Source organism: bacterium SCSIO 12643, from assembly GCA_024398135.1.
Classification (GTDB): Bacteria; Bacteroidota; Bacteroidia; order Flavobacteriales_G; family Salibacteraceae; genus CAJXZP01.
In genome coordinates this window covers 1,735,233-1,752,503 of record CP073750.1, presented here as the reverse complement: position 1 = coordinate 1,752,503, position 17,271 = coordinate 1,735,233, and the positions used below count along the sequence as shown (strand labels likewise).

Annotated in this window: 13 protein-coding genes; 3 read left to right on the top strand and 10 right to left on the bottom strand. The window is 36.9% G+C overall.

Annotated elements, in window-relative coordinates; genetic code table 11:
• Positions 1-196: 196 nt before the first annotated feature.
• Entirely contained in the window at positions 197-2,314 is a 2,118-nt protein-coding gene (locus KFE94_07505) for a S9 family peptidase (GenBank protein ID UTW67953.1), read from the top strand.
• 121 nt (positions 2,315-2,435) lie between these two features.
• Positions 2,436-2,582, top strand: a complete 147-nt coding sequence (locus KFE94_07500) for a hypothetical protein (protein ID UTW67952.1) — start codon at positions 2,436-2,438, stop codon at positions 2,580-2,582.
• 59 nt (positions 2,583-2,641) lie between these two features.
• On the opposite strand, the gene KFE94_07495 is transcribed toward KFE94_07500, so the two are convergent.
• From KFE94_07495 to KFE94_07480, 4 genes are all read right to left on the bottom strand, one after another.
• Positions 2,642-5,035 (bottom strand): T9SS type A sorting domain-containing protein, encoded by a 2,394-nt coding sequence (locus KFE94_07495; GenBank protein UTW67951.1) that lies wholly within the window; start codon positions 5,033-5,035, stop codon positions 2,642-2,644.
• Between the two features lie 40 nt (positions 5,036-5,075).
• Entirely contained in the window at positions 5,076-7,463 is a 2,388-nt protein-coding gene (locus tag KFE94_07490; protein ID UTW67950.1) for a T9SS type A sorting domain-containing protein, read from the bottom strand.
• Between the two features lie 112 nt (positions 7,464-7,575).
• Positions 7,576-8,274: an SDR family oxidoreductase gene (locus tag KFE94_07485; protein UTW67949.1), complete on the bottom strand. Its 699-nt coding sequence runs from the start codon at positions 8,272-8,274 to the stop codon at positions 7,576-7,578.
• A complete protein-coding gene (locus KFE94_07480; protein UTW67948.1) occupies positions 8,258-8,875 on the bottom strand; it encodes a DsbA family protein in 618 nt (205 codons plus the stop codon). Before KFE94_07480 ends, KFE94_07485 begins: the two co-directional genes overlap by 17 nt.
• A gap of 173 nt (positions 8,876-9,048) precedes the next feature.
• On the opposite strand from KFE94_07480, the gene KFE94_07475 reads away from it, so the two are divergent.
• On the top strand, positions 9,049-9,423 hold the full coding sequence (locus tag KFE94_07475; GenBank protein ID UTW67947.1) for a helix-turn-helix transcriptional regulator: 375 nt from the start codon (positions 9,049-9,051) through the stop codon (positions 9,421-9,423).
• 1 nt (position 9,424) lies between these two features.
• Here the strand turns inward: KFE94_07475 and KFE94_07470 are convergent, their stop codons facing one another.
• From KFE94_07470 to KFE94_07445, 6 genes are all read right to left on the bottom strand, one after another.
• Complete coding sequence (locus KFE94_07470; GenBank protein ID UTW67946.1) at positions 9,425-10,504, bottom strand: undecaprenyl/decaprenyl-phosphate alpha-N-acetylglucosaminyl 1-phosphate transferase; 1,080 nt, start codon at positions 10,502-10,504, stop codon at positions 9,425-9,427.
• 11 nt (positions 10,505-10,515) lie between these two features.
• Entirely contained in the window at positions 10,516-11,724 is a 1,209-nt protein-coding gene (locus KFE94_07465) for a DUF1972 domain-containing protein (protein UTW67945.1), read from the bottom strand.
• A 124-nt stretch (positions 11,725-11,848) separates the two neighbouring features.
• The gene (locus KFE94_07460) at positions 11,849-12,925 is read right to left on the bottom strand and encodes a glycosyltransferase family 4 protein (protein UTW67944.1); all 1,077 of its coding nucleotides are present in this window, start codon (positions 12,923-12,925) and stop codon (positions 11,849-11,851) included.
• 2 nt (positions 12,926-12,927) lie between these two features.
• Positions 12,928-14,157 (bottom strand): glycosyltransferase, encoded by a 1,230-nt coding sequence (locus KFE94_07455; protein UTW67943.1) that lies wholly within the window; start codon positions 14,155-14,157, stop codon positions 12,928-12,930.
• The gene (locus tag KFE94_07450) at positions 14,154-14,843 is read right to left on the bottom strand and encodes an acyltransferase (protein ID UTW67942.1); all 690 of its coding nucleotides are present in this window, start codon (positions 14,841-14,843) and stop codon (positions 14,154-14,156) included. Before KFE94_07450 ends, KFE94_07455 begins: the two co-directional genes overlap by 4 nt.
• Complete coding sequence (locus KFE94_07445) at positions 14,840-17,260, bottom strand: hypothetical protein (protein ID UTW67941.1); 2,421 nt, start codon at positions 17,258-17,260, stop codon at positions 14,840-14,842. Before KFE94_07445 ends, KFE94_07450 begins: the two co-directional genes overlap by 4 nt.
• Positions 17,261-17,271: the final 11 nt, after the last annotated feature.

The window sequence follows — 17,271 nt, the reverse complement described above, 5'->3', positions numbered from 1 at the left end:
TACCATCCAATAGCTCTTGATTTGATCATATACCCGCAAAATAGTTAAAAAATCAATAAAAATGTGGCCTCGATTTTTTATTTACTTGACAATCGCCTATAAATATCTGTCTGATTTTATGATTTTGGAGGGCTAAAATTGATATGGATTGAATAGATAATTTGTGTAAATTCACCTGCTCAAAAACCAAATCAACATGAAGTATCAAATTCTTTTATTAACCATTATTATTGCATCCTGTTCTGAAAACGTAAAACAAAATACCGATAAAATGAGCGTGTATCCTAAAGCGAAAAAAGTCAATAAAGAATTACAAATACATAATGATACCCGAATTGATCCTTACTATTGGATGAATGACAGAAACGATCCTGAAGTGATTGATTATCTAAATGCTGAAAATGATTATACTAAAAGTGTAATGAAGCATACGGATGATTTTCAGGAAGCTCTGTTTCAGGAAATGAAAGGCAGAATTAAGGAAGATGATCAATCTGTTCCATATAAGTTTAATGGGTATTTCTATTATTCACGATTTGAGAAAGGAAATGAGTATGCCATTAACTGTAGAAAAAAAGGAAGTCTGGATAATGAAGAAGAAATCATTGTAGATCAAAATGTCCGTGCAAAAGGACACGATTATTATGCATTGGGTGGTTTGTCTATTAGTGATAACAATAAACTGGTAGCTATTGGTGAGGATACTGTGAGCCGTAGAATTTATCATATCCAGTTTATGGATCTGGAAACCGGTGAAATGTTATCGGATCGATTAGAAAATACTACCGGAGGAATTACCTGGGCAGCGGATAATAAAACTGTTTTTTATTCTCAGAAAGATGAAACTTTAAGATCGTATAAGATCTATCGCCACGTGTTGGGAACATCACAGGAAGAAGATGTTTTAGTATTTCATGAAGATGATGCGACCTTTAACACATTTGTGTATCGTACGAAGTCCAGACAATTTATCATTATCGGTTCGGGAAGTACATTGTCAACCGAATACAAGTATTTGGATGCCAATGATCCCTTGGGAGAGTTTACTGTTTTCCAAAAACGTGAAGATGAACATGAATATGGAATTGCGCATTATGATGGCTATTGGTACGTATCTACTAACTGGAACGCAAAAAACTTTAGGTTGATGCGTACTCCTGTGGGTAAAACAGAGAAAGAGCATTGGGAAGAAGTGATTCCGCATAGAGAAGATGTTTTACTAGAGGATTTGGAAATTTTCAATGATTACTTGGTTTTAGGCGAGCGTCAGGATGGTTTAACCAAATTACGTATCATGCCATGGGATGGGAGCGAGGAGCATTATATTAAGTTCAATGATCCGGCATATATGGTATATACGAGTGTAAATCGTGATTATGATACTAAGGTATTACGTTATGGATATACTTCTTTGACTACTCCATCTAGTTTATATGACTATAACATGGAGACACGTGAGCAGGAATTATTAAAACAACAAGAAGTTGTTGGTGGATACAATGTGGATGAATACGAGTCTAAGCGTTTTATGGCTACCGCACGTGATGGAAAAAAGGTTCCAATATCATTGGTGTATAAAAAGTCTTTAAAACGTCCAGAAGGAAATCCAATGTTATTGTATGCATACGGTTCTTATGGATATTCCATTGACCCTGGATTTAGTTCAACCAGATTAACTTTACTCGACAGAGGATTTGTGTTTGCAATCGCACACATTCGAGGAAGTCAAACTTTAGGAAGAGAGTGGTATGAGGATGGGAAAATGATGAACAAGAAGAATACGTTCTTCGACTTCATTGATTGTGCAGAGTTCTTAATCGAAGAAAAATATACTACTTCGGATCATTTATATGCGATGGGTGGAAGTGCAGGAGGATTGCTTATGGGTGCCATCATTAATTATCGCCCGGATCTTTGGAATGGAGTCGTGGCCGCAGTTCCATTTGTAGATGTAGTAACTACTATGTTGGATGAGTCTATTCCGTTAACTACTGGAGAATTTGATGAGTGGGGAAATCCAAAAGAGGAAGAAGCCTATCATTATATCAAATCATATTCGCCATATGACAATGTGGAAGCGAAGGATTATCCAAATATGTTAGTGACCACAGGATTACATGATTCACAAGTGCAGTATTGGGAACCAGCGAAATGGGTAGCGAAGCTGAGAGATATGAAAACAGATAATAATATTTTACTGCTTAAAACGAATATGGAAGCGGGACACGGTGGTGCTTCCGGACGTTTTGAAGGCTTAAAAGAAACAGCGTTAGAATATGCATTCTTTTTAGACCTTGAAGGGATTACAAAATAGTTCGTAGCTTTAAAAAGATAAAAGCCCTCTAGATTTCCAGAGGGCTTTTTTTATGGAGTAAATTCTGGTCTTGAATTATTTAACCAGGGTTCATTATGTCAATACTACAATATTAGGATTAATGATTCCAGAAAGAGATATCTATCAGCAAGTAGGTGCTAGTGCTGCCGGAATTGGAACTGCTTTTATCATGTTTTTAGGAATGACTGTAAGAGCTTCTTCAGTTGGTGATTTCCGAAGTAGCAAATGGTCGTATTCAATTAGATAAAATAAAAAAAGCCGTCCCCAAAGAATTGGGGACGGCTTTTCAAATCGTTTAAAATGATCTTAATTAAACACTACTCTTGAAGTTTTGATTCCTTCGGTGGTATATGTTTGAATTAGATAAACGCCTTGACTTAATCCATTTCTTTGAATCTCAAAATGAGATTTACCGCTATTTAATGTGCCGTCATAAACATTTTGAATCAGGTTACCAGTCACATCATATAGTCTGATTTGAACTTCATCAGCTGCATCAAGTTCCACATCAATATTGATACGATCGTATGCCGGATTTGGATACACCAAAATCTCTGAATTGCTTTCTATTGGATCAGAAATACCCACCACGCTTGCATCAACTGTGAAGCTCCAAACCGGAGACCATGCACTGCTGGTTCCATTTAACGTAGTGCGAACTCTCCAATAGTAAGTTTGACCATCCGTTAGATTATTGGTTTGGAATTCTGTATCCGTTCCGTTAGAAGAACCAGAGATATAGTTAATCTGCTGAGACACCAGGTTTGGAGTATTAAATGCCGGATCGGTATCTATTTCAACCGTGTAGAAATCAATTGCGCTTGTTGCATTCCAGTTGAGTAATTGATTTACAGATAGGTTTTGCGCACCATCCATAGGCGATTTTAAAACAACCTGATCTGATAAAACTCCGGTGATATTAATGTTATCAATAAAGATATTGTTTCCATCATTTGCAGTGAACTCAAATCGGATTCTCATTTTATCAGATAAAAGAGTACTTGGAACAGTGAAGTTATTGCTTACCCAATCTCCATTCGCAGGATTGTTATAGGCGCTGGAAATCGTATTTGCCGTGGCCATAGACGGACCTCCCAATACTTTTCTTAGTTTCCAGGTTTGACCACAATCTGATGATATATATATTCTTAAGAAGTTATTGCCTTCGTTTAAGCGTGGTGCATAGGCATGATCAAAAGTTACGGTAGCTTCTGTCAGATTGCTTACATCATAAGCCGGACTGGTTACTGATAGTTTCCCATTGTTTAAGAATGCGTTTGCTTTCATGGCATTGGAACCACTTGAACCACCCGTAGTAGATTTTGTCCACGCAATTCCACTGTTTAATGAATCAGCAAACCATTCATTGGCATTTAAAACATTACTAAACTCAAATGACTCTTGTGCAGGAACGGTATTCCCTAAAGAAGATAATACAGTGATAAAGTTTGTTTTGACCGTAGAAACACTCGTGTTTGTAGAATCTACAATGGTCAATTCCACTTTATATTGACCCGGAGTGTTATATGAAATTGTTGGATTTTTTGCCTGAGAAACATTTGGGAATCCACCTTCAAAATCCCAGTTATAGGTTTTAGGATTGAAATATGACAAATCGGTAAACTCTACATCCTGTCCGACACAAATCACGGTATTGCTCACATCGAATTCTGCTTTACACACTCCCGGGTTTGTATTCAATACTCCGGTTGTTGTAAGGTTGCTCGAAGATGTTAACTGAACCAATGTGTTGAAATTATTCAATGCATTTTGCATTCTGGTTTTTTGTCCATTTGAAAACATGTTTTGACAATCGTTGTAGCTCATGTAATTTTCAATTTGATCTACAACATCAGTATTGTAAACACTATTACCCGATGCATCATTGCTACATTGGTTTTGTGTTAAATCACAAGGCTGTGTAGAATGGTCTACCGGAGGTGTATCACACACACGATCTCCAGAAGATTGGCAGTTGCTTCCACATCCACTTTGGAAGGTGTGCAATAAGTTCAAGCAGTGCCCAATTTCATGTGTTAATGTACGGTCACCAGAAGTTGCTGTTCCAACAGTTCCGATACGGTCGTTACGGATGACTACTCCATAGGTATTCCATGAACCAGAACCGGGGAATTGTGCGTATCCTAAGATAATTCCAGGAACACCACTACTTTCAATGTCGTTGACTACCCAAATATTAAAATATTGATTAGATGGCCAGCGGCTTATTGGTTTTACATTGTTACCTGCATTATGAGAAGCAGAAGGATCATTGATTCTAACCACCCCATTGGTGCAGTTTCCATCCGGATCTACCTGAGCCAAACGAAATTCAATTTCTGAATCCACAGCGTATGGTAAAAACATTGATCTGGTGTCTACAGCATCATCATTTGTACGTCTGAAATCATCATTGATCATTTTCATGGCACTTTGAATTTGCTCGTAGCTAATGTTACCCACACCATTGTCGTGAAATACATGAAATACAACCGGAATAATGGTTACGGCTCTGGAACCTTCTGATTGTTGTGCCGGACCGTCACTGACCATCCAATTTTGTTCTACGACATTCTGAAAAGATGGATCTTCTTCGTATGCTTTTTCCAGAAAATAATCGGTTCCACATACTGTTTGAGAATAACCTGATATGGCTAAAAAAACTGCAAAAACTGCCCCTAAAATAGTTTTCGTATTCATAAATAAGTTGGTCTAAGACCTTTTGTTTGATAGTTATTGATTACTGGACCACAAATTTCTTGTGGAGTGTGGTGTCATTGATTTTAATATTCAAGACATACATTCCCGGACTCAACTGAAGTTGAGATAAATTAAATAAGTGTGTACCCGTTCCAAAATATTGCTCATCGCTAATAACGTACGTTTTTCCTATGATGTTGGTTACATGTATCTGAACATTTTCACCCTGATCAAGTGAAAATGACAGGAATCCGTTGGTGTGTAAAGGATTCGGATAAACTTTCACTTCGTATTTTTTTAGTAAAATATCTTCGGTTGAAACACCATTTACCGCTACGGTAAAGTTCCAAACATCACTCCAGGGTTGTGGTTGCCCACCTTTAATGAGACGAACTCTCCAGTAGTACTTTTGCCCATTAAGTAAAGTGGATGGTAGATATTCTGTATCAGGGCCATCCTGAATAGAGATGAAATTTTTCGTGCCCGTTTGTAAATTGGCAGAATTAAAATTAGGATCAGTATCCAATTGATATTCATACGCGTCAATTCCTCCACCCATAGCTTTCCAGTAGATTCCCTGCGTATTTGGAACAGCGGTTGATCCATCGGAAGGATATTTAAGTTGTGCGACATTGGTATAAATCCCGGTAACATTGATATCATCAATATATAAATTGTTACCTTCCTTATTTTCAAAAACAAAACGCAGTTGACTTGTTTGTGATAGGAGCGATCCGGTAATGCTTGAAACATTGAATGTCTTCCAGTCCTGATTTCCTGAAGGAGTATAATAACCCTGTGTAACTGGAGCATTTGATAAAGTTGGACCAATTGCTGACCATCTCGGTGTCCAAGATTGACCACAGTCTTCAGAAACATATAAGGTCAATTTCGATACATCAGTACCAGACTTTTGTGCGTATGCTACTTTGAATGAGATGTCAACACTGGAAAACAATCTAAGGTCGTAGGTTGTTGATCTCAGTTCGTCCGCAGTTTCTAATAGATTACCATGATTCTCAATTCGTAAGCATTTTGAACCAGAATATCCATTATCTGCGTCTGCTACAAATTGATATGCATCGTCTTTATCATTTACTCCATACCAGTTCTCATGGTTCAATTGATCTACTGAGGAAAAATCTTCAGAGAATGGTGCAAATTTCCCCAAACTTGGATTTACCATAATGTAGCCTACTTTGGTCTCACTTACATTGGTTGTTGCGTTTTGAGCGGTTAGCGAAACATCATATAGTCCAGGGTTCATGTATTGCTCTGAAGGATTTTCGTCACTAGATGACCCCGTTACACCGCTTGGAAATGTCCATGACCATGTGGTTGGATCATACTTACTTAAATCAGTGAAATCTATAGTTTCGTGTTGACAAATCGTAAGCCTGTTGGCTTTAAAGTTAGCTACGGTAAGTTGATTTACCCCGGTTGCTGTAAGGTTTCCAGGAGTAGACAAGTTGTTTCGTTGCGAAACAGAAGAATTCAATGCAGCATTCATGCTGTTACATTGACCATTGGTAAACATTAACGAACATCCAGAATAATCCATGTGGTTTTGAACATTGTCAAGTGAACCACAAGACTGCATAGAGGTATTACAACTGAAGGACCCAATACAATTTGGCGTATCAAAAATTCCATCATCATCATTACAGTTGGTTGATAATCCCGGGCTATTACTTGCGCCCCAGGTATGTAGTAAATTTAGGTAATGACCGATTTCATGTGTTAATGTTCTGGAATGAGTTGGCGAACCAGTACCTATGCTTCCTACGTATTGTGATAAAACGATAATTCCATCAACTTCTGGGCTATTTTGAACACTACCCGGACGGTAAGCATATGCCAGTACACCATTTGGAATACTTGAATTCCAGCTTTTAACTACCCAGATATTTAAATAAGATTTTCTTGGCCATGGATTGAGTTTCGCATTATCGCCTCCATTATTGGTCATACCCGAAGCGATACGATCGATACCATTTGTTGGATTACCACTTGGATCTAATTGAGCTAATCTAAATTCAATTTCAGCATCTCCAATCGCGTTGGTAAAAGAGGGAACAATATCGGCTAAATCAGCATTGCTTTTACTGTAATCCTCATTTAGAATGCGCATTTGATCTAAAATTTGCGCTTCGCTGATATTCTCGGCTCCATTTTGGTGGATTACATGAAAAACAACCGGAATCACTTTTACAGCTCTTGAATTTCTTTGTGATGCGTAATTTAAGGCTTCTTGTCTTAACTGATTTTCGGCTTTAATAATCTCTGGTAATTGATCTGGATGATCGGCTTTGAATTTTTGATCCATGATCACCTGACCACACCAATTTGTAGGGCTTTGTGCCCAGCTTAAACTCAGATTAATAGTGACTAAAATTATCCCAGTGAAGATTGTCTTCAACGTACTCATAGCTTAGTAGAAATTTAATGGGCTAAAATAACGTTTTTGATCAAGACATGCTATTTTTATTTGTCTGGCCCATTACAAAGTGTTTTATATCATGAAGATACGAGGTGTCATGCTAAGGTTGAGTCCCCCAAATAGACATTTGAGGAACGAATCCGCGTCTATCCATTTTTAAAACCTCAACAATAAGATGCGTGATGTCTGTGGGGTTTAATTGTTCGGGATTTGCGGGAATATGACTACCGTAATTATTGTTGTTGGTATCGGTACACCAACTGGGATCAATATGGAAGGTTCGAATATGATGTTTTCTAAATTCCAGGTTGAGGTTTTTGGAAATGATACTTAAAGCTGATTTACTCGCAGAATATGCGGTGCCTTTATCAAAAGCGTAGTAACCTCCGGTAGCCCCGATATTTAAAATATCTCCAAAACCTTGCGTTTTAAAATGAGGAATACTTAACTGAGCCAATCTTGCAGGAGCAATAGCGTTCAAAGCAAACATCTTTTCAAAATCGGTACGTTTTAGATCTTCGAAAGATTCTGCGATGACGTAACCTGCATTATTGATCAGAATATCCAATCCACCTAAATATGAAATAGAGTTTTCAAAAAAGGTCTGAAGTTGTGCATCATCACATAAATCTGCAACAACACCATTTACCTCGAAAGTTTCTGCAACTTCCCGGACCTGATCAGGTTCCAATCCACAAAAAGAAATTTTTGCGCCAAGTTGGGAAAGATCGGTGACCAATTGTTTCCCAATACCGGAGTTTCCTCCAGTGATGATAATACGTTTACTTTTCCAGTTCATAGCTTTTTATGGATTGAAGTTGTTGTTTCATTCTATCTAATTCAAAGTAACCAGAAGCCAATAAGTAGTTTTTGGATTCCTTTGAGTAAATCAAAGTTGGAAAACCGTTGGCTAAAGTGCGTGCTTTTTCAAATTCTTTTTGTGTTTCTTTAATGTTTTCGGAAGTCATCCATTTGGATTGAAACTCTGCCAAATCAATATCCAGTTCCTCTAAAATGGACGTATATGATGAAATGTTATGTAAGGGTAATCCGTCAATAAAAAGAGCTTCTTGTACCTTCTTCGCAAATGCAAATACCTTTTCCGGAGCTATTTGTTTTACTAGATATATAGCAGCACATGGTTCTAAACTACTGAATTGATAAGAAGTGTCTGATGTAAGTTGATAATATTTTTCTGAAACCTCTGCTCCGGTAGTTTGCGACATCTTAGGCGCATGAGATTGGATAAACGAAGCCAACCGGGGCCCTCCAAATGGGGCGTTTGCACCTAACCACATTCCCCCAACCAGGATTTCAAATTCAAATTGATTTGAAAAGGACGCCTTTAATTGTGTAATGTTTTGACTATTTCCATAACACCATCCGCAATGCGGATCCATTATATATATTATTTTATCACTCATAATCAAAATAGTATAAAATATGAAGTAACTAACTTTTCGTAAGTCAAAGGTATTTCGGATTTTTGTCTCCCACAAGAAGGTACGCTAATGTAGGTTACTTACCTGGGGGTTAGTCTTGTTGAAAATAAATAGTTTACAATCAGAAGAAAATGCAAAATAATATGAATGGATGTCCTATTCGAAATGTTTTAGATCGGTTTGGAGATAAATGGTCGTTGTTGGTGATTTCTATTTTGAGCGAATCTTTTACCAGTACTGAGGAAAAAAAGATGCGCTTTAATGAATTGTATAAAGCCATTGATGGAATATCGCAGAAGATGTTGACAGTTACATTAAGAACTTTGGAAGCGGATGGTTTGATTCAAAGAGAGGTGTTTCCTGAAGTTCCTCCGCGTGTAGAATACGAATTAAGTCCGCTGGGAAAAACTTTGGTACCTCATATCCTTGGATTATCTCAATGGGCAGAAGCGCATCAAAGCCAAATCTTAGCTACGCGCTCCAGCTATGCATTGAGTAAATCGTAGATTAAAATTTGTTTTCCATTTTTCGGATTTTGTTTTTCCATTCCTGTAGCTGATTTGTTAAAATTAAAACGGCACATATACCTACATAAATAGCAATTAAACCAACAATCACCACAGTTACATTTAGATATGCTCCTGAGAAATATGAGAAAGCTAAAAACGCTAAAGCTGATAATAGAATAAAAAATGTGGCGCGTTTATGTTGGATTCCCAACTGGATAAAAAGATGATGGAAATGTTGTTTATCTGGTCTGAATGGGCTGTAACCCATTTTAATACGTGTACGATATACGCGTAAAGAATCGGCTACAGGTAGAATCAATGCGCCAATAACCACAGTAAGTGCCAACGATTGAGCGGGAAGGCTGCCGGAGTTTTGGATCAACATAATTCCTGAAACTACTATGATGAAACCCAAAGCTAAAGACCCGGCATCACCCATAAATATTTTTTTAGATGCGGAAAGGTTGAATCTTAGAAACCCCAATAATGCGCCTATTAAAGCGACATATAATGTCATGAGGAAATATTGAGATATGGCAAAAGCAATCAATGAATACACACTTAAACATAAAATAGCTAATCCGGCTGCTAAACCGTCTATTCCATCCATTAAGTTAAAGGCATTCACAGTTCCAACAATAACTACCATGGTTAATGCTATTTGGGCTGTTTCTGAAAGTTCATGAACTCCGAGTATTCCATATAGGGATTCGATTCTGATACCACTATTAACCACAAAGAAGGCTAAAGCAATTTGAGCGGCTAATTTTAATATAGCACTCACATCCATTTTATCATCAACCACGCCTATCACGAGGAGTATTACTGCACCCAGAATAAGCGGATAATGGTCTACAAAGTTTTGATATAGGTCAGAAGATAAGAACATGGCCAAACCAGCAGATAAAAAGACGGTAACTCCACCAATTAATGGAATTGGATTTACATGTACTTTACGCCAATTTGGTTGATCAACCAATTGTACTTTAATGGCTAGTTTTTTTATGGGTGGAACTAATATTAAAGTCAACACAAATGAAAGTAATGGTATAGCGAAGTAAGTGTATAATTGGTCCATGATGATTTGTTTTAACGTTTTTCAAAAAATAATTGCTGGCTGTTTAAATGCCCCAATTCCATTTGATTGAGTTGCATATTCAGTTGATAATTGATTGGTTTTTGAACCGGTGATTTAGATTTTACAACCATCGCTTCGAAAATCAGATTTTGGTATTTGTCAGCAATGATTTTCCAGGTATATCTTCTACATGCAATCATCTTCATCAAATGACCTTGTTTTTTTAGTTGGCTCACCTTAGAAGATTTGATAATTTGAACTAGTTCCTTACTACTTTGAAAGTAGTGAGCTTTGTTTTCTGTAGTTGTTCTATTGTAGGAGACGCCAAACGAGGCAATGGGTAACCCCAAATACATAGCTTCTACAAGTGACGGATTAGTTCCTCCGGCTGAATGTCCGTGAATGTATAATAGCGCATTTCCACGAAGTACATCCAATATTTTTTGATCATAAATAGGATCCAATAAGTGGATGTTTTTGTAGGATTCATATTGTAATCGGAGTTTAATGCCATACGGACTATTATTCCAGTTTCCTACAATGACGATATTGTACTTTGGAAGCTTTGAGAACGCATCGAGCACCATTCCCACATTATTTTCTGGTTCAATACGGCATACTTTAAATGCATACGCACCTGATAAAAAAGGGAATTTTTGAATGTCTTTATATGTCACGGAAGATTTTATGGTATGATCCGCACCATATTCAATGATTCTGCTTAGACTGTTATAGCGCATTGCAGTATAATCCTGAATAGATTCGTTATCTGAAATGTCGATGTTTGAATATTTTACTGCAATAGATTCTGCCCAGAATAAATAGCTTTTGGCTAGCAAATTCCATTTGTCTCTTTTCCATTCAATGCCATCAATAGAAACGATAATTTTTTTATTTGTAAACCATTTGATAAAAGGAAAAGTCCAGGCCCCGGCCACTCCCAAAACCAATAGTACATCTGCATAAAACAATGCATGAAATATTGATAAAGCATCGTATAATATACTTTGAGCCCCATTGGCTTTTAATGGAATGTATTTTAAACGTGCAGATTGATAATGCGTTTGCTGTTCTTCTTTAGCATAGGATTTTGAAGAGCAATACACCGTGAAGTCAAATTTGTCTTTCAGATGTTTTACCAGGTGACTGGCTAAAGTTTCGAATCCTCCGTATTTGGCTGGAAGACCAACTGTTCCTATGATAGCTACTTTTGTTTTCATTTTGGCGATTAAATGTTTCTATGTTAATGCCAAAAACCATGCGTTTAATTTAAAGCTCTGTTTTTTAGTGATTTAAGTTTGTTTTGCAAAGAATGTTTTCCATTATATGGAAATGGTTTCCAGATTACAGTAATGATAAAATACTCAGGTTTTTACGTATAAAACTGTTTTCACTGTAGTGATTGATTTTGTTAATGTTGTATTGAATCATTTGTTCATACTTTTCTTTTTGAGAAAACAATTGGTTGAGTTTTTCATTTAGCAGATGTGTTTTTCTGCAATCTACTTTATACCCATTTGTGTTTTCCTGAACAAGTTCAGTAATCCCACCCACAGGAGGAACAATCGCAGGTATTCCATAAGCCATCCCTTCAATGATTGTAAGTCCGAAAGTCTCCACCCATTGATGTGGTCGTGAAAGATTTAAAATAACATCTGCCCATTGATAGAAGGGATGTAAGTTGGTTTGAGAGTGAAAAATTTGCAAATTCAACGGACGGTCTACAGCCTCGAAATAGGAATCAATTTCTTGTTGTGATGCATTTAAAACTAACTTGAAATTGAAATTGAGATTTTGCTGTGCCAGCTGTACAAATTCCTGAACACCCTTATAATCTTTTAGGGAGCAAACCATTAAAACATGAGAAGGACTTTTAGTCTTTTTGCGATTTTGAGATGCAGTTTCTAAAAAAGAGTTCTCAATTGCATTATACAAAATGTGTGTTTTAGTGTTCTCAAATGGCTCCTGGCGTGCTAAAAATTCAGAAACAAAAATGACTTCTGAACCACTCCATTTAGCAATACCAAAAACCATTTTCTTGAACACAGGTGGATTGATCGTGGTTTCGTGTATGTGGTATATTACCTTACAGCCTTTTAATTTACCAAGGATTCCTGCGCCAAAAGGCAATACTGTATTGACATATATGATATCATCTTTTCTCACTTTAAACCACAAAGAGAAGATGAGGATGAGTTGACTGATCGTTAAATTGATAAATCTTAAGTAAGGATTCTTTGCCCATTGATACCAGAAGTGATGGTAGGAAACGTCATCCAGGTTTGAAAGAAAACCATCACGACCTTTACTGGTTACCAAATGCACATCAATATTGTTTTTTGTCCAGCCTTTAATAAGTTGCATAAGTACTTTAGGACTGCCACTATAATCATTGAGTAAATGGAAAGCGAATATTTTCATGACTAAAGATTTTGATACATATGATTTAAAGCTTCACCGCGTCTATCCCAGTGAAACGACTCTTCGAATTTTTTTCTAGCGTTTTGTTTCATTTCTTTTAGTAAATGAGGCTTGATATACAATTGATGAATAGCAGAATCCAGATCGCGTATGGTATTCTCATAAGATTGTACCGGAATTCGGAAACCGCATGAGTCATCAATAAATTCACCTGGACCTTCATTATCCAAACAAATGACCGGTAGACCAAACGATAGGGCTTCTGCAACAACCATACCTGCGCCTTCGTGAGAAGGAAATAAAAAGGCTGTAGCTGAGCGAAATAGCTCCATGAGATCTTTGCGATCGATCCAGTCAATGAATTTGACATAAGGAAGGATTTGATTTTCTTTACATAAGTCCTGATATTTTTTGAGTTCCGGACCTTTCCCTACAATGATTAATTCACAGTCATTACGATGAGGTAATGGAATGTGTTTTAAAAATGAAGCAAACGCCAAAATACTGAGATCGAAACCTTTTAGTGGAACTAGACGACCTGCGGAGATTAAAGTGAATTTTTTAGATTTTGTGCTTTTTGGGGAACCAAAATCTTCTGTAGCAACTGACGGCATAATTGAGTGTTGATTGGTTTTAAGTTTTAATTTCGTTTGAACAGAAGTATTCATGCACAATACGTGATTTGCATTCTTAACGGTATTTTTTAACGCAATTGATCCATTCCAGAATAGTTTTTTGACGAACCATGTACAAGAGTCTTTTACCTGATACATGAATTTGTATGCTTTTAAATATTGAGTTGGAATTTTTGGATGGTGTCCAACAGGTCCCCAAACAAAAGGCTTATTTAATTTCCATAAATAGCTTGGGGTCCAATCGTTGTGAAAATTCAAATTGTGAACAATATCAAAATGGATATTTTGTTTGCGAATAAATGAAACGACCCCATATTGCCACATCCAATAGTACAACATGGCTCCACGACTTCCTTTTTTCCAGAATCGCATCCAGTATGGTAAATCGAAATAAAGGAAAGTGATATTTTCATAAATATCATTTGGGTGCTGTTGCATATAGCGTTCAATATCTTCACGATTGTTTTCTCTGGTAATCGCAATCACAGAATGAAATCTGGCGATTTGACAAACAAAATTCCATCCCATGCCATCTTCCGATCCTTTGAAAGGATTGACCGCATAAGTTGTAGCGAGTATGGTTTTTTTTGTTTTCAAAATCTGGATTTTAAGAGTTTTGCGGGAACACCGCCAATGATTGAATTTGGTTCAAAGGATTTAGTCACCACAGAACCCGCAGCGATTACGCAACCGCTTCCAATTTGAACACCATCGAGAATGGTGACTTTACTGCCAATCCAACAATTTGAACCAATGGAAATGCCTTTACGATATACACCTTGCATGCGGATTGGGATGTTTGGTTGATCTGCATGGTGGTTTTCCGGATGGCAACTTAAGTATTGACCTACAATACAGTCGTCTCCAATTTCCAAACCACCGGCTCCACCCAAATAAGCGAATTCACCGATACCTACATTGTTTCCGATTTTAATGTATTCCCCTAAATGGTCGAATGAGGTGGATACAATGACTCTGCTGAAATCACCGATACTTACATTATTTCCCAACGAGATTCCTTGTTTTCCCAGTGCACTCATATATACACGTTCACCGAGTTTTAGAAAAGAGCCGAATTGGATTTTAGGGGTGTTAAAAAATCGAACACTTCTACCTAATAATGCGCCCTTAGGATTTTTGAAATAGAACAATAATTTTAATCCTCGAACCATATTCCAGGTTTGGACCCAAACGAATTGAAAAAATGCGTAAGAGTTGAGATCAGGATCCAGTTTGAAATTAGGATTCCTTAGTTGGATTATATTTTCAATTAGTGATTTCATGATGCGATAGCTAGTTTGTGAGTAGTTTGTTGCATGATTTGGCGAATTGTTTGTTCCAATTGGATGTTTTCAATGTTGAAGTAGGTATCTTTTTGGTTTTGCCCTAGTTTTTTAAACAAGTTGATATAGTCTGAGGTAAGTGAGGAGATCGTTGCTTTATCTAGTTCCCTTTTTCTGGAAAGAATCACATCTGGATCTGCATATAAGAAGAAGTTCAGATTTGGAGTGAATACCAGATGGTATCCCATTTTGATCCAGTTTTTTGGCAATTCAATATTGCTTCTTCTGCTGTCGTTGATGAAATCAAAATAGTAGCGATCGTATAACACTACATAACCTCTGATTTGGTATTTGAAGAAAACATAGAACTGGCCGAATATGTAATCTGTGTAGTAATAGCCAAATCTGAAAAGTGAGCTCCAGAAACTGTTGTTTGCACCTTGTCTTGGAAGTGTATTTGCGGCATCTTTTTCAGCTTGTGCTTTTCCTTTTACCCATGCACTAAGAATTGGCAATAACGAAGGACGATGACGTATTACAATAACGGGTTTTCTCAATACCTTTTCTACCCTGTGTTTTACTTTTTCTATAACAGTAGATTTACCTGCTCCGTCTACACCGCTAAAAGTGATAACCATCCCTTTATTAAATAGGAATTTCGTTACACAATCCCATAAATAACTGATTTGATTGAATAATTTGGATACACCCAGATTTGCGGATTGCTTATTTAAATAAGCCACCAACTCTGAATGGATCTGATCGTTGAATGCGAAATGACGATATAACATACGGTCTAATTCGGAGTTGCTTTTAGCCAATAACATTTCATAGGCTTTGAATTTTTGAGGAACTGATTTTCCGTTCAGGACGTAAAACATTCCGATGAAATGTGTTAAGTCAGATTGTTTGATTTTTTTCACTCCGAAATCATTGAGATAACTTCTGGATATGATTTGATTGGTATCCAACATCACCACAGATTTTCTTTTTAATTTCCAGATTAAATCCAGACTCAATACCTGACCATCTTTTAAGAAAACCTGAACGCTACTCATATAAGAATACTTTACAGATTTAAGTTGAGCGGTCATGGGATGTTGCTTTAAAAAACGAACCAGTTGTCTCGCATTTTTTTGAGGAATACACATATCGATATCTGAGTATTCATTTAATTTCTCCGGAGAATATTCTGGGAATTTCACTGTACCATATGGTTGATCCTTTAAGGAATCAAAAACATCCATAATAACTACCTGACGTTGATTTGAACCGGACTGTAACATATCGGAAATAGCAGCACTCCATACTTTGATTAACCAATGTACCTGCTTATGCCATTTGGCCTGATTAGAATACAGGTCCAAATAATAAACTGTATTGAGAAGCATGTAAAGCTCCAGATAATCTCGCATGTTTTTAGACCCTGATTCATCAGAGTTCAACCATAGTTTAAATTGACGCTTAGAAATCGTTTGGAATATTTCTTCTTTAATTGCATTCCAGGAAGCATGATTTACCAGAATTCCTTGTTGCATTATGAAATGAAAAGCATCATAGCCAATAGGCATATGTGGAGCAGAAAGTTCCCAATCATAGATAGCTATTTCTCCGTTTTCAACATAAGAATTCCAGGAAGTGAAATCTCCATGAGCCATGGCTACCTGAACCGATTTATTGCCTTGTTTCTCTAGTAAGAGATCCAATTTCTTTAATAATCCGTTTGGGATTCTGAAGTCTTTTTTTGCATGAAGTTGAGCCAGTAATTTTTTAGTTTTTTGAAAAGCAGATAAATCATCCAGGTGAGAAGATTTGATGGTGTGATTGTACATTTCACCCAAAGCCAAACTATGTTCTAAACCAAAATGATCTGAGCGACTATTCATGGATACATCGCTTAATTTGATCATATTATGAGTCACGTGGCTCACTTTAGGATAGCTAAACGACTTTACTTTGAATAAATCTAATTTGTAAGTGGCATGCGCTTCATTTTCAAGTAAATCATTTGCAACATGATTCGGTGCCAGTTTAAAGAAATAGCCTTTGCCTTCTTCCAGTTTATACACTACCAGTTTGTTATTTGGTCCCACAGTTCCGGTGAACAAGGCCCAGTTTGGCTTAAATGGATTGATTTCCTGATAAATTCTGTGTCCTACGTTTTTAACGTAGTAGGTAGAAGTTTTAAAAAGTAGCTTTTGCAATTTGAGTGAAAACAATACTTGTATCGCCCAGTAGATCACTTTTGATTTCAATGAATTCGTTGCATAGAATTTTAAAAAGTGTGGTTTCTCTGATGTCGCATTCCAAATCCATCTTGGACTCCCGTCAGGGTTGTTCATAGACATTAGGTCTAAACGCTGACCGTTTTGGTTGGACGATAATTGTAATTCGAGGTGTTTTAATATGGCTTCCATGATATATAGAT